General features: G+C 55.0%; 16 protein-coding genes. 11 read left to right on the forward strand and 5 right to left on the reverse strand.

Annotated features, from left to right (window positions below; all coding sequences use genetic code 11):
* Positions 1-2: 2 nt before the first annotated feature.
* Positions 3-5459 carry a CHAT domain-containing protein gene (locus ACR0AP_RS06590; RefSeq protein WP_480506107.1) on the reverse strand — a complete coding sequence of 1819 codons (5457 nt, stop codon included), beginning with the start codon at positions 5457-5459 and terminating at the stop codon, positions 3-5.
* Complete coding sequence (locus ACR0AP_RS06595; protein WP_480506109.1) at positions 5456-9181, reverse strand: OmpA family protein; 3726 nt, start codon at positions 9179-9181, stop codon at positions 5456-5458. The genes ACR0AP_RS06590 and ACR0AP_RS06595 overlap by 4 nt, the downstream gene beginning before the upstream one ends.
* Positions 9182-9842: 661 nt before the next feature.
* Between ACR0AP_RS06595 and ACR0AP_RS06600 the strand changes: the two genes are divergently transcribed.
* Entirely contained in the window at positions 9843-10997 is a 1155-nt protein-coding gene (locus tag ACR0AP_RS06600; RefSeq protein WP_170623015.1) for a helix-turn-helix domain-containing protein, read from the forward strand.
* A gap of 16 nt (positions 10998-11013) precedes the next feature.
* Entirely contained in the window at positions 11014-11382 is a 369-nt protein-coding gene (locus tag ACR0AP_RS06605; protein ID WP_480506111.1) for a DUF1304 family protein, read from the forward strand.
* A gap of 974 nt (positions 11383-12356) precedes the next feature.
* Here ACR0AP_RS06605 and ACR0AP_RS06610 read toward each other — a convergent pair.
* The gene (locus ACR0AP_RS06610; RefSeq protein WP_480506113.1) at positions 12357-13148 is read right to left on the reverse strand and encodes a dCTP deaminase domain-containing protein; all 792 of its coding nucleotides are present in this window, start codon (positions 13146-13148) and stop codon (positions 12357-12359) included.
* Between the two features lie 48 nt (positions 13149-13196).
* Here ACR0AP_RS06610 and ACR0AP_RS06615 point away from each other — a divergent pair, with 48 nt between their 5' ends.
* Positions 13197-13661 (forward strand): deoxycytidylate deaminase, encoded by a 465-nt coding sequence (locus tag ACR0AP_RS06615; RefSeq protein WP_480506115.1) that lies wholly within the window; start codon positions 13197-13199, stop codon positions 13659-13661.
* Between the two features lie 351 nt (positions 13662-14012).
* On the opposite strand, the gene ACR0AP_RS06620 is transcribed toward ACR0AP_RS06615, so the two are convergent.
* On the reverse strand, positions 14013-14783 hold the full coding sequence (locus tag ACR0AP_RS06620; protein ID WP_480506117.1) for a hypothetical protein: 771 nt from the start codon (positions 14781-14783) through the stop codon (positions 14013-14015).
* Positions 14784-14873: 90 nt separating this feature from the next.
* On the opposite strand from ACR0AP_RS06620, the gene ACR0AP_RS06625 reads away from it, so the two are divergent.
* The 5 genes from ACR0AP_RS06625 (at position 14874) to ACR0AP_RS06645 (ending at position 18284) form a co-directional block, all read left to right on the forward strand.
* Positions 14874-15077 (forward strand): helix-turn-helix domain-containing protein, encoded by a 204-nt coding sequence (locus ACR0AP_RS06625; protein WP_170335516.1) that lies wholly within the window; start codon positions 14874-14876, stop codon positions 15075-15077.
* A gap of 390 nt (positions 15078-15467) precedes the next feature.
* Positions 15468-15938: a ParB N-terminal domain-containing protein gene (locus ACR0AP_RS06630; RefSeq protein ID WP_480506119.1), complete on the forward strand. Its 471-nt coding sequence runs from the start codon at positions 15468-15470 to the stop codon at positions 15936-15938.
* Positions 15939-16154: 216 nt separating this feature from the next.
* Complete coding sequence (locus tag ACR0AP_RS06635) at positions 16155-17513, forward strand: site-specific DNA-methyltransferase (RefSeq protein ID WP_480506121.1); 1359 nt, start codon at positions 16155-16157, stop codon at positions 17511-17513.
* Positions 17510-17893 carry a DUF5681 domain-containing protein gene (locus ACR0AP_RS06640; protein WP_480506123.1) on the forward strand — a complete coding sequence of 128 codons (384 nt, stop codon included), beginning with the start codon at positions 17510-17512 and terminating at the stop codon, positions 17891-17893. Before ACR0AP_RS06635 ends, ACR0AP_RS06640 begins: the two co-directional genes overlap by 4 nt.
* The gene (locus tag ACR0AP_RS06645; RefSeq protein ID WP_480506124.1) at positions 17886-18284 is read left to right on the forward strand and encodes a DUF5681 domain-containing protein; all 399 of its coding nucleotides are present in this window, start codon (positions 17886-17888) and stop codon (positions 18282-18284) included. The genes ACR0AP_RS06640 and ACR0AP_RS06645 overlap by 8 nt, the downstream gene beginning before the upstream one ends.
* Positions 18285-18401: 117 nt before the next feature.
* Here ACR0AP_RS06645 and ACR0AP_RS06650 read toward each other — a convergent pair whose 3' ends face one another.
* Positions 18402-18611, reverse strand: coding sequence for a hypothetical protein (locus ACR0AP_RS06650; protein WP_480506125.1), 210 nt, complete (start codon positions 18609-18611; stop codon positions 18402-18404).
* A gap of 230 nt (positions 18612-18841) precedes the next feature.
* On the opposite strand from ACR0AP_RS06650, the gene dcm reads away from it, so the two are divergent.
* From dcm to ACR0AP_RS06665, 3 genes are read left to right on the forward strand one after another with little or no spacing between them, the layout of a single operon-like run.
* Positions 18842-20074: a DNA (cytosine-5-)-methyltransferase gene (gene dcm / locus ACR0AP_RS06655; RefSeq protein ID WP_480506127.1), complete on the forward strand. Its 1233-nt coding sequence runs from the start codon at positions 18842-18844 to the stop codon at positions 20072-20074.
* A gap of 31 nt (positions 20075-20105) precedes the next feature.
* Complete coding sequence (locus ACR0AP_RS06660) at positions 20106-20522, forward strand: very short patch repair endonuclease (protein ID WP_480506129.1); 417 nt, start codon at positions 20106-20108, stop codon at positions 20520-20522.
* Positions 20523-20543: 21 nt separating this feature from the next.
* Positions 20544-21794, forward strand: coding sequence for a type II restriction endonuclease (locus tag ACR0AP_RS06665; protein WP_480506131.1), 1251 nt, complete (start codon positions 20544-20546; stop codon positions 21792-21794).
* The last annotated feature ends 20 nt before the right edge of the window (positions 21795-21814 follow it).

Consider the following 21814-nt stretch of genomic DNA (forward strand, 5'->3'; position numbering starts at 1 on the left):
TGTCAAATCTCCTCTGCTAAATTCAAAATTGAGTCCGAGACTTTTGGAATTCCGTTCTCAAGCTCTCGCGCCAATGACCTGACCGTTTCGCCAACTGTTGTGTCCAACTGATTGGTGCGTTGCTTGCCGACCTCGGACAACAACTGGGCGACTGTGTAAAGGTCGCTCACGACTTCTCTGCGTCGCCGGATGGATCCGCCATCCAGAAACAACTGCCCAAAGACATCAAGTAGCTCGCCCTGAAGTGAGGCATTGTATACGTCCGTCGAGACAAGCTCGAAGAGGCGGGTTTCGGCAATCAGGCGACGGCGTTGGAACTGCGTCTGTTGCGCGTCGGTTTCCCTTATGTCCTGCGCCACGCGATTTACGACCGGCATAAGCTCATTAATGGAGTGACCCAGTTTGCCATCGGATGCACAAGACAGAAGAAAGTCTGCAAGCGCCCGTCGGATAAGGGGGTATGCTGTGTCGAACTCGGGAAGCTGGAACCCGCAGGTTACGGCAGTGTCATAGGCCCCGCGCGCCCGTTCCAGATAATCAATGGTGGTTGCCTTTGTAGGGGAACCGACAAACGCGCAAGCCGACAGCCGCAGGTATCCGTCACCGATCCGGGTCTGACGCAGGGCTGCACTGCGTTCTCCTGCGATTTTTTCCTGTTGAACCAGATAGTCGATCGCTGCCCGTATCGTCTCTTCTTCCTTTTTGCGCGCCTTTTCAATTTCCCTTTTCGATGAGCCTTGTTGTTTCTCGATGCGGGTTTGCGTATCCACGCGCACCCGCAAGGACATCAGGTTTTCCAAGGCATTCAGCGACAGGGTCGGGGGCGAACGGCGTACCGCTCTCTCGTAATATTCAATGGCACTTTTGTAATCGCCCAATTCCGCGCAAACATCAGCGATGGCCTCGAACAGCTCGGGATTGCGGCTCCATTCGCTGTACCCGTTGACGACCCGAAGTGTCTCCATGAACTGTTTGGCAACCTGCGTTGTCTGTTGAGCCGTTGGCGCGAACCGCGCGTCAAGTTTTAACGACCGCAGCGTCAATGTCGCCTGTCGAGGCGAAACAAACTCGGGCTTGACCCAGTCCGGTCGATGCGCGCCCACGCCTCTTTGCAATCTGAACTCAGGATCGCCATAGGTTTGATAGGCACTCCAGGTGTTTCCATCTTGATCCTTCTCGTAGACCTTGGCCCGCGCCAGGCGTACTGCCTCAGCAAAACTGTATCCATTCAGGAAGGCGTCGTAGAAAGTTGTCGCAAACAGCTGCGCCATGCCATCGTTCACAGCCCAACCGGCGGCAATCACGGCCTTACTGCCAGCTTCAATGAACTTCATCGCAATCCCCGAAGCGAGATCGGGACGGTTGGCCAGCGCTGCCCGAGGAGTGTGCGGATCTCTCTCTTCGTCAGAGGTTTCTGCCATGTCCGGCGCGATGCCGATGGCGCCGCCGTAGCAACAGTTGAGGAACACGAACTCTGGCACATAGCGCAGCTTTTCGATGAAGGCGGGTTCCAGCACCCGCTTCTTGCCTGTTATGAGCCCGGTCTGTTTGTTGTCGCCCCACTCGAACACACCATGCCCGGCGAAATGCAGGATTTGGTTCTCCTCTAACGTAAGCGCGCGCTCGACGTCGACGTTCTCGCGGATTTGTACGTCCATATCTTGCGTCCAGCCGCTGGCGCCAAGTTTGTCGGCAACAAGCCGGGCTTCGGCCTGCGCGCCTTTCAGTTCACTAAAAAAGCTGACCGGATCACCGATCACCAAAACCCGGCGCGATGCGGCGATGTTTGACCCCAGACCGCTGCGCCGGCGAATTAACTGGCGGGTTACCTGCGCTTCAACCGCAACCGGTTTGCCGCCTTCACCCCAGTTGTCCTGCAACATCTCCCATGGGTAGGCTGCCGCGGCTTCGTCGACCTGAAATGTCATGTTGCGTTTGTCCGAGGTTTTGGCGCGCAACTCTTTGGGGATGACCCACTCATACAGCAGTTTGCCTGTGTCCGGTCCCGTATGGCTGCTTGCAGTGGCCTCGTGGATAAGACTGTCGATACGGCTGCGTTTGACGCGCGTAGTCACTCTCTGGGCCAACGCGCCGCGATCAAACACCACGAAATCCAGACTCTCGGTGTCATTTTCAGGCACTGTAATCTGCATGCGCCGGTTACCGCTTGTATCTGGGCCAAAGCGGAACCGCTGCCGTCCTGCCAGGCCATTGCGGATGTTGCAGTCGATCTTGAAGTCCTGTTTCCAGCGCCCCTCGCGTTCCATCCGAGACAGAGCCGAGCCGACCTCGATGGCGCGGTCCTCGTAGAGTTCGAGGATGGTCAGATGCGTGATCCTGTGATCGCGTGGCAAGCGATTATTCGCATTCTGTAGCGCCACAAGGATCGATTCCACGCTGTCGGCGATTGAAAGCTGACTGTCGTTGGAACTGATCGGCAAAGTCGTCAGTGTCTTTGCCCCATCTTTCTCAACGGGGCCCGTGCGTAACGCGTAAAGGACAAAGGCGTTGGCCAGCGTCACCGACAGGCGGCGCCGTGACAATTCGCTGACGCGGCCCAACCCGGCGACCAGGGCGCCGTCGATCCCCGTGGCAAACTCTCCAACGGGCTGTTTGCGCAGGAAAAGTTCGGCTGTGCCTTCTTGCCCCGGATAAATCCCAAGCGCGCGACGTTGTGTCAATTGTCCGTCCAACTGTTCATCAATGTCGCGCTCGACACCTTCCATCGGTTCGTGTTCATATCGCCCAACGGTCACCACACTATTGTGCAGTCTCAGATCTCCATGCATGACGGACACTTTGCAGGGGTCCCGCTTCTCGGCATCAGTTTCCAGATCATCCGCACCCGTGGCCCCGATGATCGCCGCTTCCGCGTCCTCGTTGGACGGGTAGAGCAGTTCGGGTTCCACCACTTCGAACAGCGGAGCACCGCTGCGCTCAACCGGCGGTGTCTGTGGTAAGCCGTTTGTGCGCCCGGTTTGCAACAGATCGAGGATTGGCCCGAACAGATCCCTGTCGCGCGCCAGGTCGCCGTGACTGGTTTCATACGCATACCATGTGGAAACATCTGGCAGCAGGCCGGTGCGCCACAGCACGCGCCCGTCACCGTGTCGCGATCCTGTCATCTTCAATGTCGTGCTGTCCAACGCAGCCGGCGTCATATCGGCATTGCCCGCGATATAGCTCATGGCGGGCGCATCATTGGGTATCAGCTTAAGTTCATCATAGGTCTTGGCCGCATTTTTCAGTCGTTTGCTTTCGGGTAGCGGCCAGCTCGGGCCCTTTGCATTGCGCAACTGCTGCCATGTCGACCTTTTGAAATAGGCTCCGTCCCCGTCTGTCGGAAGCAGTTCCAGAATGCCCTGCAGTGGGACCATTTTCTCTACCAGTTCGGGCACATCATGCTTCCAGTCGATGCGATCGATCGTGTGGATCATCTTGTCGAGCCCCATCAGAGCCCAGACAATCGACATCGATCCACGATTGGGCGTGCCCAGCATAACAAGCGTGGACCCGCCGCCCGCATCGCTGCGCAGTTTTTCCCACAATTCGCGATGGCGGTTGATCATCAGACGCACCACGAGCCCGCCCATCGAGTGGGCCACAAATCGGATCGGACGCGTTTCCCCGTTGGGAATTTTACTGAGCTCCATTTGCACGCGCGCGGCAAGCCGGTCTGCCTCTTCCTGCAGCGGCTTGCGCCAATCGAAATCAAAGACTGCCACCTCGTGGCTGCGGCTCAGATGCCGTACGAGCCCTCCGTAAAAGCGTTTGAGAACGCCGGCAGGTTCAACATCTTCAATAGGTTCGCCGTCCTTGCTTGTGATTTTTTTAAGTTCGCCGGTCAGAATGCGAGGGAGATTGAACCAGATCGGCGTGTCTTGCCCCTTGACCCGCAGATGGCTGCCCATGATCCCCGGTAGCACAAACACAAGCGGCTTGTCCGCCCCTGATCCTCGGGTGCCCGAGATTAATTCCATCGCCTCAGGCTCTGGCGCGTGAGCCTCAAGGTTGGGGTTCTCAACGCCTGTCAACGCATCGACTATCACTTTCGACGACATTTTGTTGGAGAAGTAGCTGAAGTGATTCACGTCGCTGCCTTGCGCGGGAAACACCTTTAAGTCGGGTTTGCGCGGCACACCTTTGAGCATCGCGCGCGTATGGACCACTACGTCGTGATCCTCGCGATAGAACAGATCCGTCGCAAATACGGCGAGCGACTTGAGAATGCCGGCTGGCTCGATATCACCGCTGACAACAGTCAGGGGACTTTCGATGGTGCGATTGGCCCGATTGAGGATTGCCACCAGCGCGGACTCGGGGCTCATTGCCGCCAACCCCGGCAAAACCGAGACATCCTCGCGCGTTGCGATAAACTCGCGGGCAAATTCGCGGAACGCGTCGGCCAGTACATTCTGCCCACCCGGTACGATCTTCATGAGGTTGAACAGCAACGAGAAGGTCGTATCGATACGGTCCGAAATCAGCAACGTGCCCTGCATCGGTGCTGCAACGCGCACGAATTGCTGCACTTGCGGAGCCTTGAATGCCATCAGTTGCTTGAACTTATCCAGATCGTCACGTGGCAGCCCGGCGTTCGCGTATCGGTCCAGATCATCCTTGTCCAACGTGTCCGGCAGCAGGCACAGCAGTTCACCGACCAACCCGCCCCGAGAATGGGAAAGCATGTGTAGCCTGGCGTTGCGCGGAATCGCTTCCAAAAGCGCGATGGCATTCTGTACGGGGCTGCGTGTCAGCGTGTGATGCTCGAACCCGTAGATCAGGCAACGCTTTTCTTCATTGTCGTCTTTTGGGTCTTTGAATCTTTTGCAAAGCCTTTCCCATTGCGTGCGCGATGTTGTCCCCGGGGATAGGGTTCCATCGGATTTGCCATGAACGATTGGCCCAAAAGAACCCATGGTGCTGGAAGCCGTGCCGTGGATCAGCACAAGAATTTCAGCGCCATCGCGCGTGGCCAGTGAGGCGTCTATCTCTCCGAAGCCCCCGTCGCGCATCAAGGGTAGCAACACGTCTTTGTCGCGATAGGCGGGCTTGTACGGCCAACCGTCCAATTCTCGCGGTTTTTGCTCAAGCTTTCGCGCGGTGGCATAAGCGGCCTTTTCGCCCAGACCACTGCCTGAAAAGAATCGGTAAGTACGCACCGCAAACGCGCCCAGTCCGCGCGAGTTGCCGCTTTGGTCCAGAGATTGCGGCAGGACTAGCTGAGTCCCCCCTGAACCGCTGCGGTCAGAGCTCACTTCACCAATTTCATCCGCGCGCCGAAACAGGATTAACCCGTTTTCAAGCTCGGCTTCGATAATGTGCTGATCGGGTAGGTCGAACTCTTTGACATCGACACCCGAACCGCGGCCGTGCTGCATTGTCACTTCACCGACCTGAGTCAGCTTCTTGCGCGCAACCTTTTCCTTGGCAATGCGATTGATTTTGACAATGGTCATTGAGTGTCTCCCCCGGCACTGTTGTCTGCAACCTGGATTCGCTGTGGGCAAAGATACACGGTCGCGCTGCGATGATTTGAGTCACTTTCCCGATCTGGCAGACCTGTGTCCGCCAGCCATCCTGCCTCGCCCAAAGGCAGCGTCACTATTGATGAATCGTCTATTTCTTTCGAAAGTGCCTCTTTCACAGCCTCGGCCCGGCGCTTTGACAGGTTGAGATTTGCAACGGCGTTGCCCTGCGCATCGGCCAGCCCGACGATGTAAATCCGCGAGGGATCATCTGCAGCCGTGTCTTGCGAGGTTTTCCAGGACTTTAAGCGCGCGACAAGCGAATCCAGGTCCGTCTTGTCAGCCACGTTGCGCCCGCTGAACCACTTGTCTTCTCTGACATTCGCATCGTTTGTATCGAAGCTCATCCCGCCCAACAGGTCACATTGCTCCAGCAAAGGTGGCAAAACCTTGGTCACGATCTTCGGATAGGTGGCCGCATTGATAAAGGCGAGGTCTATGTCGATCCATCCTGCAGTTTCAGGGGGCCTCTGACCCTCGGGCGTCATGGGAATGACCGTGCCTTCCCGCAACTGATCGAGTACGGCCTTGAGAAACCCCAGCTCTCGCAGCGCTGCCCCGATATCGGCATCCACTGCTACTTTGGAATTCAATGTCGCCCGCCGCATTGCCTCAGACAGCTCTTTGACTGCGGCAATCGCGTTTTCCGTTTCCACATCAACTGGCAATCGGGGCAGTTGCGCATCTTTGAACCTTTGCGCGAGTAGTACCAGGGCCGTTTCTGCCGGTACAGTGTTGACCCCGACGACCAGTGGCTCGGGTTGCAACCGCTCCAGTTGTGATGCCAGAGCCCCCAGATGGCGGTGTGCCTCGTCGGTCCGGGCTGAGATTGTTACGTCCCGGTTTTTTTGAATGTGCCGAAGCGTCTGAAGTAAACCAGTTAGTTCCTTGTTGAGCGTGCCCAGATCGGCGAGCACCTCAGGTGTTACGTCGATCTGATTGACCTCAGGGTATTTCGGGATCAACGGGCGTAGTTCTTCGATCAAATTGGGATGGGCTTTCGTCAGCTCAGTGGCCATGCCCTCAAATCTTTTGGATTTGTCCTCATTAAACGTTCTGGCTTCCATCGCGCTGAAGGGAGCAAGCAGTCCGATCACCGCAACCAAGGCCGCATTTGCGGCAGAGCCCTTGTCGAACCGCGAACGCGCTGCCGTGATTTCATTCGTCACGCGTGTCTTCATTCGTACAAGGGCGTCTCCGATTGCCAAGGTTTTGTTAACGGTCGGTGCCGGAGCCTCGCCGTCTGAAAAAATCTTAAGCGATGGCAGCGCCTGACCGGCCGCCAGTGTCTCTTGGACACCGACCACGGAGTTCAGCTTTCGCTGCAACTGGCCACGTTGCAGAACCAGGTCGTAAAGCAGCATGTACCCGTGCCGCATCAAGCCGATGGCTAGAAGCGGCAGCGCCCAGACACCCTTGTAGAGCGCGGCAGAGAACCCGGCAGCATCAGCTTCTGGCTCAGCTTCTCCCAATCGGACACTGTTATCCTCTCCAGTCAGTTGCTTGGCATCGGGCGCTCCAAAATCGAATCCCAATGCGTGCGGCAGAGCCCACTTTTCCTCCTGCCAAATAAACGTGGTCGCAATCAGCATGCACATGACCGCGGGCCCGATCAGAAGAAACCATCGGTGAAAAAAAGCCAACTCGACCACCTTACCCACCGACTTTGAGAAGCTTGAGCCTAGTCTGGACAGCCAATCATCTCCACGTGTTGTTGGGCGCGGTTCGCGGGCCCGGGCCGATAGTCCCCAACAAATCAGACAGCGCCAGATACCGATCATCGAAAACGCCAGAGTGCATAGCCAAAGCTCTGGCACCGTATACGAACTGGTCGCCACCACAGTCGACAAGACCATAGCTGCCCAAAGCGCACCAAGCAGCAAGCAGGTGTATTTGAACCACTGCGTCAGCTTGTGTAGCGCGTCCTGTTCATTGACACCCTTCCGCACTTTGATGGGGCCTGCACCGGTCGAGTTCAGCACGCGCAGATGCCGCTCGGCAGTATATGTAAACCGCGCTGCTAATGCATCTGCCTGAACCGCCGGGCTCCAACCCACGGCCCAGCGTGGCACTTTGTCCAGCTTGAGCAGCCCCGACTCGAGTTGTTCCAGCAGGGTCTCTGCCCGGGTGACCGCCCCCTGCGGATCGACTTGAAGTGGCCAGATACAGTAACTCGAAATATGCAACCGGTTGTTCTGACCGCATGGAGTTGGAAAACTGCGGTCAGTGTCCGGCCCATTCAGCACACGTGACACCAGTGCCACTGTCAATAAGCTCATCAGGCGCGCATTGTTGTAATCCTCGCGCAGTTTAATCACTTCGCTGGAATTACTATCTTCAATGGTCGTTTTGCTGTCATTCAGCTTAACTACAACGGCCAGCAACCCATCTGGGCGAAGCGCGACGGAAATCTGCCGCGCGGGGTCCGTGTCCAGCCATTTCGATATTCGCGCCGTTCCCGGATAATCCTTGATGTAAGGGCGTTCATCAATTCGGTTATCGTCCGCATCATGCAGGAATTCCAGCACATTGCCCTCAAACTGTCGTAGGACCTGCCTGACGCGGTCACCTTTGCGCAGGTCGAAGAAAACGCCTTGTTTCAAGCTTTCTGACGTCATGACCGGCATTGGCACCTGATCAAGAAACCGCAATGCAAACGGCAGAATGCGATCTTCAGGGCCACGAACCTGCGGATCGGGCGGCGGGTAATTAGCTTGATTTAGGAATTTTTTGCTGGGGTACATGTAATTTTTTTCGAATGAAAACTGGCCTCCGGCGTCGCGCTCGCGCGCGCGGTATTCAAGTGAGCCATCTTCCAGAACCATAAGGGTCACCGTGTTGATCAACTGGTCCTGTAGGTGCTGATCGCTTTTCTGGTATTCCCTGCCCAGCTTCGCGTTAGGCACGCCTTTGCCTTCGAACAGCATTTTCTTGATCCAGAAAGCAGCCGTGCGGTTGCGCACGACCTGTGCGACCAATATCGGCCGGTCGTTCTTGTCAAAATCCGCCAGCTTGTCCTGCAGTGCAGACCGGTAAGACGTTTCGACCTGCTCAGCCCAGCCAGTCTGCGCAGCATCCAGCAATACGCGCGCCTCATCCCGCATCGCACTGGCCTGCGTGGCTGACACCAAGACGTCCCGATTCTCTGCGGTCAGTGCCCGGAGTTCATCCCGGTGTTTACCCGCAGCCCGGTTTTCGATCGAAGTGCATTCCGTATCGAATATCTGAAGCGCAGCCTCAAGCGACCGATTGAGGGTTGTGGAAAGGTCAAGTTCGGCTCGATCACGGACAGCAGCCACGCGCGGCACCCGCAGCGCCTCCAAAGTGGCGGGGTCCGGAACCAGCAACAATTCGCCCTTCTCTTCGGTGTTTTCGAGGACTTTTGACTTCAGATCTTCCAGCCGTCGTTCGTGGGTACTGCTGTAAGGATTGCCAAGATTGATGATATCGTGCCACGTCACCGAAAGCGCCCTGGCATAGTTTTGCCGCGACTGGATGGTCGCGGCTTCGGAAACATGGTTTTTGTATGCTGCCGCTATTGCCGTTTCAGCCGCCTGAAATTGCTGCTTTATCTTTCTGCGGCGATCGGCCTGCCGGACATCGTTGGATAGCGCGGTGGCGGCGTTTGTAATTTGTGTAACAAAATCGAACATAACAACAATCCCTCCGGCAAAAACTCGGACCAACATCACACTTCAAAAGTGTGGAACCTGAGAAACCGCAGAAGCGATAACCGGAACTCAATATCTTTTTCTGTTCAGGCCCCATCGACTCATTCAGCTCCTGAGAAAAGAACTGGCCTATCGGAACTGGTGTCCCGCACTGTGGGGCAAAATGTGGCAAGCAAATACACCACCAAACCCACCGGCTTTCTCAGATCGTTGACGCAGGACTAACTGGTCTCAACCAAATGCAATAAATAAGCGTATTTCGACGACGGAGACTACATTCAAAGGCGTGAAATTGCAAATAATCAGGCGCTACCCCATCGCGAAAGGCTGGAATAAATCATTCCTGGAAATCGAATGATCGAATGTTGATGCAGTAGTGTTGTGCGAATTAATCTTCTAAACACCAAGCCGGTCAAATTCCACAAGGGAACTGGAAAAGCAAATCTCCAAACCAAACGAGAATGAGCGCTGCAGGTTTTCATATCTCCTCATTTCCATTTTGTCAGAAACACTCTGAATCCTGTTTAATTTACGACTCTACCCATTTGGCAAAGCTCCGGCATCCCCCAAATGGGCTATGCCTGTGGATGAATGTGCGGTTAGAGTTATGAAACCTGTCTCGAGTGAATAGGTGGATAATCCCGTGATCCAATCTGACGAGCAACTGATTTTACGAATCTACGATACGGTTGCCGACAGCAACCGCTGGGCCGAGGTTCTTGACGAGGTTGTGGATCGTGTCTCTGCACAGGGTAGCATCATTTTTGAGTGGGCAGATACGGTTGATGGGCGCGTTTTGACCGCACCGCTGCATTCAGGGCTATACTCTCAGGATGTGCTGTCCGTCTATTTGTCCAAATGTCAGGACTTGGAGGCGCGCGACCAGGCCATCATACGGCGGGAGACGAATGAGGGTGACGCCGTAGAGCTTATAGATGACAGCGTTTTGGCCTCCTCACTCAATGAGCTCAAATCGCAGGAACACGTCAAAAAACTGATGAGGCTTGGTATTCTGCATCGCGCTGCGGGCGTCATGAACAAGGACAATCAGTGGATCTCACTGTTTTCTGTTCAATTGAATATCGCGCGTGGTCCCTTGACCGGAGAAGAGCGCGCCTTCCTGTCCAAAATCCTGCCGCACCTTGCAAAGGCGATTGATTTGGGCATTCCAACGCGCCAGTTGCAACAGCGATACGAAGGAATTCTGTCCGCAATTGACAAACTGTCCATCGGGATTTGTGTGTTGGACGCGCGTGGCTGCGTTGTCGCGCGCAACGACGAGTTTCAGCGCCAGCAGGAAAGCTATAGGTTGTTTCGTATTCGGGCGGACGGACGCCTGCACATGGCGGATACCAAGGGACAGAAAAGCTTGGAAGCCCTGATGGATAGCCCGCGCCAACATGGCAAATTTGGCGCAAGACCCCGAAAGGAATGTATACTCAGCCACACGAACGATGCGCTGTGTGTTGAAATCATTCCATTGCATAGGCTGGACGAGATGGGAGCTTCTCCGTTTCGGGGTTTTTTGCTTTGCAGCACGGATGCGAGCCTGCCCGTCACCTTTAACGTCAATCACGTGCAGCAAGCTTTTGATCTGACCCAGACAGAAACTTCGATCGTCAATTCAATCGGGCGCGGCTTGACCAATCCGGAGATTGCTGACCGGCGCGGGCGCTCTGTCTCTACAATTAATGCACAGACGAAATCAATTCTTTCAAAAACCGGCTGTTCCAACCGAACGCAATTCGTTCGAATGATGATGCGTTACGGAGGTAGCTTTCTGACACCCGAGGTTTAAGTGAACGGAGTTTTTCATGATTATTATTTATTATCTTGCACTTGTCGCTGTAATCATCGGTCATTTGGTATTTGCATACGCGCAGTGGTTTCACTGGCAGAGAGTGTGTGAAAGGTTGACTATTTTTGACGCGAAAGAGATCGAAAAAACACGCTTCTTGGGCCGTAGCATTGCGTCCTACAACGCATCCATCGGTGTGGGTCTCTGTCTAAGTATTTTTCTGCCGGATCTTTCTCAAGCCCGGACACAGGCCGTTGTTTTGGGCTTTATCGTGCTGACGGCCATGGTCGGAAATGCAGGTGCGCGGGGAAATTTCATCCTCTATACCAGACTGTCACCCGCAGCAATTGCGCTGGTTTTTCTGATCATTTCTGCATGGTTTTGACGCTTGCAGCGTATCTAAGCTTTCAGCGCCGGATGTTGGCATAAGGAACTGAAATAAAAAGTATTTGCAGATGGAAGCTGCTCTAGAAGCTCACGCGTGGCGGTGAATCATGCCATATTCAATCAACGACCTAAGTCCTACTCCGCATGCTGCACTTGAAGCTGCAGATTAGGAAGGTTGCTCGAGCGATGATCCTTTGACGCAACTAGACCGGCTGAATACTGAACTTGGCGGGAGTTTGTAGGTTTCTTCTGAGCGATCCGATCCAGAGCATTCGTCCCAAAGAGCTTGAGTGTGCAATTTTTTCGATCTCAACGGCAATTGCCACATCTTCATGATCAACCGGATAGAGGCTTATCTGCACGCCTGCCAATGTGGGTGCATCTACAATTGCGCGCCACTCGCGCTGACTCAGCCTCTTCTTTGCCCCAATTCCATTCCCCTTGTTTTTCGGAAAGACGTCAGAAACGTGCTTAACGTATTTTGGTACCTGTCCGAAGCACTGCTTTTCGGCAAGATAAGGGCCGTTGTGTTAATTCGTGAAGTTACAGCCTAGATTTCCTCCGGTTCGCTGGTCACTCGTGATGTATTGGCCGCTGATGTGTGCCCAGAAATCTTAGGTAGCATTCGGCAGATAGCCAGCCAGAAGCGGTCATTCCACGGCCACCACTTTTGGGAGAAAGCAGACGTTCTGTGCTGATCAAAGCTTGTAAAGTCGGTCACAGAGCCATCGTTTGCTGCATACAAAAAGCCTGCTGCAAATGTGAAGTTTACAACACCAATCCACCCCACGTGCAGTGGGCTGCTGCTCAGCAGCGCCAGAGATCGCCGAGCTGATGTATCAAAGACCAATCACGCACTGGCTTTCTATTTGGACCACTCAAATTGGCATGTTTTCAGTCTACTGATGAAAGCTACAGACTGCTGTGGAATTTATGATCCAACGTGAGCCTGCACCGGTGGACGTCGTCCTTTCACTTGGTGGGCTCAGACTTGGCATCGTTGGGATCAGTTATGTTATCTAAGGGAGCAATTTCACCTTCCAACGAAGCAGCCTCAGTGTTTTGAACCTTGTGTGCGAGGGACGCTACCTGCGCTTTTAGCTCAACTATTTCTTCCCTCAACTGCGAGGTCGTTTGTCTACTGTCGAAGACAGCGGGCGAGACCCAAGATACAGCAAGTTGCAGAAGCGCAAACATAAGCGCAGCCAGGCCCACCCAAGTGAGCGCAGAATTGCGCATCTTTTCCATCGCAACTTCTCCTGCCTTGTCAGCCACCTTATCGGCATTCAAGAACTGACGCCCAAAGGTCGTCATAGCGGTCTTGCGAACTTCGTTTTCATAGTTTTCAACGGTGGGCCCTTGTTGGAGCTCCGACACTGGCGAATGCTTGAAGAGTGAAACCCGCAAAAATACATCGCCTTTACTGATTGCAAAGGGAACCTTGCTGAAGTTGAAGAGGGTAGTGGAGACAGGGCAATCCCACCCCGGGTCCACGACACCGACTGTCAACGCCCAAATACCCTTGTGCGTCATGCTGGTTTTGTAGGATACGTGCGCGGTAATGTCAGCGGGAAGGCTAAAGACCTCAGCCGAAGTCACCTGAACCATCTCATTGGGTTGCAGGTTGTATGGGCCAACGATCTCTTGGCCCTCATCGTTGAAGATGCTGCCAACCGTGAGGTCGAAGCTGGATGCGCGCTTTTTGGGGTTACCCTCTCGAAAGAACTTCTTATTATCTAGTTCTTTTCCCGCAAGTAGTGTCATTTGGTCCTCTAAAAGTGACTTCGGCTTCAATACCTGGAACGATATGCCATGGAACTGATGAAATTTGACAGCGACTTTTTACGACGGTGCAACGAACTCCACGAGTTCAGCCACGATCCCCACCGTCAAGTCGGTGCGGTCATCATCGATGCTGATGGGCAGATATTGTCAGAAGGTGCAAACGCGCCCCCCAAGTCCTTAGGGCTGTCACAGGCCGATAGCTTACAGGCTATCGAGGGCGATCCAGATTGGAAGTACTTCATGCTGGAACACGCGGAGCGGAACGCCATCAACTCGGCGCTTGCGAAGGGCGTAACGTTAGATGGCACAACAATGTATGCTTCACTGTTTCCATGTGCGGACTGCGCCCGAGCAATCGTCGCAGCAGGTATAACCCGCCTAGTGGTGCCAAACCTCGGAGGCGACACCGAGCGGGATAAAAAATGGAAGACGCACTACCTCTACGCAAAAGAAATCTTTCGCTTGGGGGGCGTAAAAGTCGATTTCGAATAGCAACGCACAATATTCGGGTTCTCATGGAAGTTTTAATACCTGTCTATCCGGCAGTGAAGTCTAGAGATAACGCGGGCTTGGGCCGGACGATCATGCCTTGTTTGCAAACTCGTGAAATTGGAGCAACGGCAGCAATGGGCTCTTCTGTCCGAGGTATTTCAAGGCGTGAAGGTCCGCTTTCAGGAAGCGGCCTTGAGAACTGCTATACTCGCTGTCTGCGCGTTGCTGCCCTATGTGGTCGGTGTCGTATTTTATGATCGGCTGACCTGAGGCCGCTGAAGACATTGATTGTAGGCGCCATTTAGGTTCGGATTTTTGGGGGTCGTAAACTGAAGACTAGGTTCAGTCGTGTCAGCGAGTTCTTTCCCTAGTCCAGACTGCATAATCCAACTGTCGTGGCGACCAGTCGCATCCTCGTATAGCCAGCACTGAGATCACGTTTTGCAGCAGCGATCTAGCGAACTCCGGCGTGACGCGTTCAGTTTTCATGTTCGTCGCATTAGCGATGTAGCGCTGAACCATCCGGTCCGGTTTGATCAGGTTGTCGTCACCTGCAAGCATCCGAAAGTAGTCAAATGAAATCCCGCTTCCCTGACCCGGAATGTCGCGGACCTGCTTTTCGACCAAAGTCAGCCGGGTTTCGGTCATGTCCCCAAAATCTTCGATCCCGTTTTCTTTCAACACTTCAGCAAATTGACGCACTGCTACTGCTTTTAGAATGCCAGAGCGAGTCGATGTGCGCTGCCGGTTGCTGAAGAGGTCATCAGCCATCTGCTCCGGCGTCAGGCCATCAAACAGCGCCAGAAACTCACTGATGGTGTGCTCGCCGGTTGAGCGAGGCGCATCCGGCGCCAGCGACTTCGTCCAGCCCTGGCGTTCGCAAAACCCGGCCACCGTGTTTGCGGTGGAGGTGTATGTGACGCCAATAGAAAACACCGCATCGATTATACAAAGCGGCAGGGAGGCGTAGAAGAACTCCGCGGGCAGGGGCAGCGGCTTCAGACCGGTTTCAATGATATAGTTCGCGACCAGATTTGCCTGGTCTCCAATTGTCACCCCAAGCTCGCCAACCGCTGTTTCTGAATTCAGCATATCAATTCCTTTGTCGTCGATCAGTGACATCGACAAATGCTTTCTGAAGGGTGGAAGTCAACATAAAATGTCACTGATCGTCTGTAGACGGATCGGCGACATCCCGTGCCTTTGGGGGTCATGGATGTTCGTGACCGTCTCAGTGGAAACATGCGGCGTCTGCGCCGGTCGAAAGACTGGTCGCAGGAAGAGCTCGCGCATCAGTCCGGCATCCACAGAACCTACATCAGTGATCTCGAACGCGGGGCCAGAAATCCCACGATAGAAGTGGTGGACAAGATAGCTGTTGCGCTGGGCGTACCCTGCGGCGAGCTACTGGACTGAGCCGAAGCCGAATCACGTCAGGGTTGAGAGGCCGCGGTAGGGCCCCGAGTGAACCGTTTGCCCGGTGCGAAATCACGGCGAAACCGGCCTGAATGTCATTTTTTGTATAAGCCATTATAATTCTGGCATCTCTACCAAAAAAAGTTCTTGAAATTCCCACCGAACTTTCCTTTCTGGTGTTCAGCAAGACGCATCCACCGGGTGATCTTGCCTATCAACGGAAGCTGGCTGGTTTGCTGAACCTGCCGGATGTCGGGCTCAGACCCGGCAATTCCGTAAGCGCCTATGAGGCTGCTTACGCATCAACGGAGTTAAGCGGTGACTATCACCGCATGAAATTTCGAAGCCGCCGGATGGTCCGGAGGCAAATGGTGTGTGAGGAGTACTCTGATGCATGCTTCAAAACTGGAACTGCAGGTTCCGAAAATGCCGGTGACAAGCCGGTGGAAAACAGAGCAGGTTTCTCCAAAGAAACTTGTGGATTATGGTCGCGAATACATGCCGCTTCACAGCGGCGAGCAGATCAAGGTGATCGCTGATACGATCCGTAAATTTGGTTTTGCTCTGCCAGTTGTGACAGATGGCCGGGACTCCATTATCTGGGGACCTGGTCGTGTGAAGGCGGCAATAAGACTCAGGTATTCGACGATTCCGACTATTCCACTTCAGTGGATGACCGAGCAGGAAAGGCGCCTGCTGAGTATTGGCATGATCCGCTTTGCCCGTCTCGGAAACTGGTCGCCGGAGATCCTGGATCTTGATGTGCGTGGCCTGAGGGAAACGCAGCTGAACACCGAATTCAAGATCAATGGTGGCTTCTGTGACGTGCGTGGAAACATGTACTATCCGAAGCTGCGCTAAACAGCCTGACCTGAACAAGCGCATACTTTATTAGCTTGTTCACACGCAAAGCGAAGTGATCGGTGGGGGGCCTGCCGATCTTGTGCCGGGAGTTTCCGGCCCTTCGCAGGGATCTGTTGATCCGGCCTCTTCCTGAAACAGCGCAGACCGGTTCTTCGAACGGAGATCTGATCTCTGTCAGGGCGAGACGGCTGCGCGCATTTGAAAGGCCCCGAAATGGCTGACATTAAACCCCTGCCGGAGGAAACCCGGCTGAAGATCGTTTATCGCAAAACAGATGATCTGATCCCATATGCCGGCAATGCCCGGACGCACAGTGACAAGCAGATTGATCAGATCGCAGCGTCGATCCGACAGTTTGGCTTTACCAATCCTGTGTTGATCGACGAAAAAGGCGGCATCATTGCCGGCCATGGTCGCGTTGCTGCAGCCAAACGACTTGGCACTGCTGAGGTACCGACAGTTGAACTTGCACATTTGTCGGACGCGGAACGTCGTGCCTATGTCATTGCTGACAACAGGCTGGCTGAACTGGCCGGGTGGGATCGCGACATCCTGAAAATCGAGTTCCAGGCACTGGAAGAGCTGGAGCTGGATTTTGATCTGGAAATCACCGGCTTTGAAACGGCCGAACTGGATCTGCTGCTGGATGACGATGATGAAAAAACAGTGGACCCGGCCGATGAGGTGCCGGAACCTGCTGCAGAGCAGGCAATCACGAGGCCCGGTGATGTCTGGATTCTTGGCACACACAGACTGGTCTGTGGCGATGCACGTGATCCCGAGGCATATGCACGGCTGATGGGCGACGATCGTGCGCGCGCTGTGTTTACAGATCCACCCTACAACGTCAAAATAGATGGCCATGTCTGCGGCTCTGGTGCCGTGAAACACCGTGAGTTTGCAATGGCAGCCGGTGAAATGGATGCCAGCACCTTTACAGCCTTCCTGGAAGCTTCACTTGGCGCTATGGCGGGTGTCAGCGTTGACGGTGCCATTCACTTTGTCTGCATGGACTGGCGCCACATGCCGGAGCTGCAATCAGCCGGATCCAAAACCTATTCAGAGCTAAAAAACCTGATCGTCTGGGCCAAGACCAATGGCGGCATGGGTACGTTTTACCGGTCGAGACATGAACTGATCTATGTCTGGAAAGTCGGAACTGCTCCGCATCTCAATACTTTTGGCCTTGGTGAGAAAGGCAGATACCGGACGAATGTCTGGGATTATCCCGGAGTGAACAGCTTTGGCGGCAATCAGAAAGATCTGGAACTGCACCCGACCGTCAAGCCAGTGGCGCTGGTGGCGGATGCGATCAGAGATGTCACTCGACGTAGTGATATCGTGCTGGACGGCTTTGGCGGATCCGGTACGACCCTGATAGCTGCGGAGCGCTGTGGCCGAAGAGCCCGCCTGGTGGAGCTCGACCCGATCTATTGTGATGTTATCTGCCGCCGATTTATAGCGCAGACAGGGCAGCAAGCTGTTCAGGAAGCCACCGGTGAGACATATGCTGAGATAGCCGCTCATCGCGCTGTAGAGGCTATGGCTCCGGCGACGGAGGCTGCAGAATGAGTGATCAGACCAAAACTCAGGCGGGCTATATGCGCCCGCCTGAACACAGCCGTTTCAAAAAGGGAAAATCCGGAAATCCAAAAGGCCGGCCCAAAAAACAGGAAGACATTCTGTCTCTGACGCAAAAAGTGCTGAAGCGCAAAGTCAGGCCGAAGGGTGCAGAGAAACAGATGCCCATCAGTGAAGCCCTGATCCGCAAATTGCGGGAGCTGGCGCTGTCCGGTGACCGGCGTGCCATGGACCTGCAGCGGCGTATCCTGGAAGAGGCCGGTGCTGCTCAGGCCGCTGAGTTTGATCCGAAGGAGAAAAAGCAGCGGATCCTGACCGCGCTCCGGAAGATGGGTGTCAATGTCATCGACGATGGAGGTGGAAATGACTGACACTTACGACATCGGTTATGGCAAACCTCCAAAATCCAGCCAGTGGAAGAAAGGTCAGTCCGGCAATCCGAAAGGTCGGCCCAAGACCCGTTCCGATCTGGTTAAAGACGCTGCAGCGATCCTGTCGCAGCCTGTTGCAGCCCGCACACCGGATGGCCGGACTGTGTCGCTGGACGGATATGAAGCTGCCTACCTGGCGCTCTGCAAAAAAGGTCTTAAAGGCGATGTGCCGTCCCTGATCAAAGCGATCAACATAATGCTGGAGGTGCAGCCGGAAATGGACGCCAGAGAAAACCAGGATAAACAGCGCCGCGAAGAGATACTCGCCAGGCTGGAAAAAATGGGTGTCGATGTCAGTGGTGCCAGACGCGCATCTGCGGATACCAGCTGAATAGTTACGCTACTGGTTTTAGCGCCAAGAAACGGCCTGGATCAGGGGCGGCGGTGTTATACCCGTCGCCCCTGTCGAACTAGTCTCCGGGGACTTCGGAGCGGTGTCGACCGGGTATCAGCGATACCGGCCGACCAGTCGCTCTAAGGCCCGCATGCGGGCGCCAGCGTGGTTCAGCAGGGCCTGAATGGACCGTATCAGCTCTTCGGCCTCTTCCGCACTTATCTGCGGGTGCTGGCCCTTCAGGGCCAGCGAGGCCGCATCCTCTAGATTGCCCGTCAGCTTCGCAAATACAAAACTGAGCTGTTCCCGGGTTGCGTCGTCCATGGCGGCAGTACGGCTCGCCGGGCCATGGAAGTCGAGCGATATCTGCACTACCTTCGGATGTATCGCAAAATCGCGGCGAGCATCCTGATGAACCTTAGGTCCCGACCTGCGTTAACTTCAGATTCATCCCGATGTTTCCAGAATGTTCTTGCTTCGCGGGACTCTGGTCGCCATAGTGACAAAAAAATTCCCCGCGGATATCTGAAGCGCGGGAGCAGAGGGCGAGCAGAATGACCGAATTTGAATTGTTGTTGCAGAAAACCGGCCATTCGGTTTCTGAGGCCGCGGAAATCCTGGGTTATTCGGAAAGTCACATCTATCGCTGGAAACGCGGAGAGGAAACCCCGCGTGAGGGGGTCATGAACCTGCTGCGGATGGAGGCCGAGGCGCGCCAGCCTGATACATCAGGCGCCGCATTTTCGTTCATTGACCTGTTTGCCGGTATCGGCGGCCTGAGAAAGGCGATGGAGAGCGCGGGCGGGCGCTGCGTATTTACCTCGGAATGGGACAAATACGCCCAACAGACCTACGACGCCAACTTCGCGGATAACCGCCCCATCGCGGGCGACATCACTCAAATCGAGGCCGAAGACATCCCGGAACATGATGTTCTGGTCGCGGGCTTTCCCTGCCAGCCGTTTTCGATTGCAGGGGTGTCAAAAAAGAATGCACTGGGCCGCGCCCATGGCTTTGACGATGAAACTCAGGGAACATTGTTCTTCGATGTCCTGCGGATCCTGAAACATCACCGCCCGGCAGCTTTCATGCTGGAGAATGTTAAAAACCTGCGCAGCCACGACAAGGGCCGGACCTTTGAGGTCATCATGCGGAAACTCCGGGACGAGCTGGGCTACTACGTGCCTGATCCCCGGGTGATTGATGCGGCCCATTTTGTGCCTCAACACCGGGAGCGTATCGTTATTGTGGGATTCCGTGAGGAGGTACCGTTCAGTTTTGATGATGTTGCTCTGCCGGCACGCGGCGCGCGCCGAATGCGGGACATTCTGCATCCGGAGAACGGTCTGGAGAATCCTGAAGGGCATTTCACGCTCGGCAATGATGCCACCGTCAGTAACAAATACACCCTGACCGACAAGCTTTGGAAATACCTGCAGGACTATGCAGCGAAACACAAAGCTAAGGGTAACGGGTTTGGCTTTGGTCTTGTAAACGGCGACAGCATCGCCAGAACTCTGTCTGCCCGCTACTACAAGGATGGATCGGAAATCCTCGTCAGCCGGGGTGAAGGCAATAATCCCCGCAGGCTTACACCGCGCGAGTGCGCTCGTCTGATGGGGTATCCGGAAGATTTCCGGATCCCTGTCTCTGACACCCAGGCTTACAAACAGTTCGGTAACTCAGTCGCTGTGCCGGTATTTGCCGAGGTGGCGCGGGTTATGGAGCCGCATGTGCGCGCAATCCTGGAAGGGCAGGGGACAGTACCTGTTCGCAAAGCTGGCTGACGTCCACGACCGGCAAACCCGCAGCCGCAACATGGCGGCAATCCGGGGTGCGGATACGAAACCGGAACTGATCATCCGGCGCGGGCTTCATGCCCGGGGATACCGCTATCGCCTGCACGACCGCAAACTGCCGGGACGGCCGGATCTGGTGCTGCCAAAATATCAGGCCGTGATCTTTGTAAACGGGTGCTTCTGGCATGGTCATCAATGTCCGCTGTTCAAATGGCCAAAAACGCGCGAAGAGTTCTGGCGCAACAAGATCGGCGGGAATGTGCAGCGGGATCAGAAGAACTTTTCTGCCCTTCGGGCAGCGGACTGGCGCGTGGCAATCGTGTGGGAATGTGCTCTGAAAGGAAAAGGCAGGCAAAACGTTGCGGATGTGATTGACACGCTCTCGCAATGGTTGTCCTTTGGCGACGCGGAGCTTGATATTGAGGGGCTCCGGTAGCAATTCAGGGAGCAGTATTTTTTGTCCGGGCACGGTTTTCTGTCGAAGTATTTTGTAGGTGCCGGTGCAAAAGTCCTGCGCGGCACGGAAGTTGATCCCAAAGTATCTCATGGCCATGAGTTCCAGGGCGTTGATGTGTTCCGGGCGTTTGTCGGGACGCCGGCAGACCGGGAAAAGATCCCGGTCACATATATCTGGATCGACGACAGCGAAGATGATCCCATCAGGCTGAACCTGACCGGATCCTGGTACAACAGCCGGAAGAGGCAGCCGCATCGGACCGCGGAGTACAGGCTGTATTATCCGGCGGCTTCGGAGCCGGTTGTCTATCGCGCGTCTGCCGGAGACACTCTGTTTCTCTGCATGACCGCTCAGCGCCACGTATTGGCCATTCTCTGCCCTGCTGGCAGTTCAATTGAGCAACAACTCCTGTGGTTGTTTGGTCTGGCTCTCACCGGGGATTATGAGCTCAGCCAGCGGGACATTGGCAGTGAAGGGGGTAGGGACGTTGATTTTGCTGCCCGGATCATTCTGGATGCTCTGGGCATTGAGCCGGAGGACGCCGAACCGCCTGCCTTCGAGCGGCTCGTTCGCAAGTTTGGTCTGGCGTTCCCATCGACAGCGAAATTCTCGAAGTTCGCGCGTGACAGTCTGTCCGATGTTGATCCCGTCGGATCTCCGGACGAGGCCCTGCTGGCCTGGATGGAGCATGAAGAAACACTGTTTCGTTTCATGGAACGCGAGATCGTCGCGGATCGGTTAAAGACCGGGTTCTTCGATGACAGCGGTGCTGATGTGGAGGGCTTTTTAAAGTTCTCGCTTGGGGTTCAGAACCGCCGCAAGTCACGAGCCGGCTATGCGTTTGGTCATCATACAGAGGCCATTCTTCAGGCTCATAACCTGCGCTACAAACGTGAAGCCACGACTGAAAAACGCAATGCCGCAGACTTCCTGTTTCCGGGCGAAGAGGAATACGCAAACACCGGCTATCCGGAAAGTGGTCTCACGATGCTTGGAGTGAAAACGACCTGCAAAGACCGTTGGCGCCAGGTTTTGGCTGAAGCCAATCGGATTTCCGAAAAACACCTGTTGACGCTTGAGCCCGCGATTTCCCGCGCGCAGACAACAGAAATGCAGGCACAGAACCTGCGCCTTGTTTTGCCGCAAGGGTTGCACGGTACATATCACGCGGACCAGCAACCCTGGTTGCTCAGTGTCGCTGACTTCCTCGATCTGGTGCGGGAGCGTGGGGCAGGGGATGTTTTGCTATGAGGGGTTCGCCGGAAGTTCTC

Source organism: Ruegeria sp. AF7 (assembly GCF_056541885.1).

Bases quoted from the DNA above. Each gene is read 5' to 3' on its own strand.
- ACR0AP_RS06630 (WP_480506119.1), top strand. From the start codon at position 15,468: ATGCATGCTTCAAAACTGGAACTGCAGGTTCCGAAAATGCCGGTGACA.
- ACR0AP_RS06625 (WP_170335516.1), top strand. From the start codon at position 14,874: ATGGATGTTCGTGACCGTCTCAGTGGAAACATGCGGCGTCTGCGCCGG.
- ACR0AP_RS06645 (WP_480506124.1), top strand. From the start codon at position 17,886: ATGACTGACACTTACGACATCGGTTATGGCAAACCTCCAAAATCCAGC.
- ACR0AP_RS06650 (WP_480506125.1), bottom strand. From the start codon at position 18,611: ATGGACGACGCAACCCGGGAACAGCTCAGTTTTGTATTTGCGAAGCTG.
- ACR0AP_RS06620 (WP_480506117.1), bottom strand. From the start codon at position 14,783: ATGTCACTGATCGACGACAAAGGAATTGATATGCTGAATTCAGAAACA.
- ACR0AP_RS06590 (WP_480506107.1), bottom strand. From the start codon at position 5,459: ATGACCATTGTCAAAATCAATCGCATTGCCAAGGAAAAGGTTGCGCGC.
- ACR0AP_RS06615 (WP_480506115.1), top strand. From the start codon at position 13,197: ATGGAACTGATGAAATTTGACAGCGACTTTTTACGACGGTGCAACGAA.
- dcm (WP_480506127.1), top strand. From the start codon at position 18,842: ATGACCGAATTTGAATTGTTGTTGCAGAAAACCGGCCATTCGGTTTCT.
- ACR0AP_RS06640 (WP_480506123.1), top strand. From the start codon at position 17,510: ATGAGTGATCAGACCAAAACTCAGGCGGGCTATATGCGCCCGCCTGAA.
- ACR0AP_RS06605 (WP_480506111.1), top strand. From the start codon at position 11,014: ATGATTATTATTTATTATCTTGCACTTGTCGCTGTAATCATCGGTCAT.
- ACR0AP_RS06635 (WP_480506121.1), top strand. From the start codon at position 16,155: ATGGCTGACATTAAACCCCTGCCGGAGGAAACCCGGCTGAAGATCGTT.
- ACR0AP_RS06610 (WP_480506113.1), bottom strand. From the start codon at position 13,148: ATGACACTACTTGCGGGAAAAGAACTAGATAATAAGAAGTTCTTTCGA.
- ACR0AP_RS06595 (WP_480506109.1), bottom strand. From the start codon at position 9,181: ATGTTCGATTTTGTTACACAAATTACAAACGCCGCCACCGCGCTATCC.
- ACR0AP_RS06660 (WP_480506129.1), top strand. From the start codon at position 20,106: ATGGCGGCAATCCGGGGTGCGGATACGAAACCGGAACTGATCATCCGG.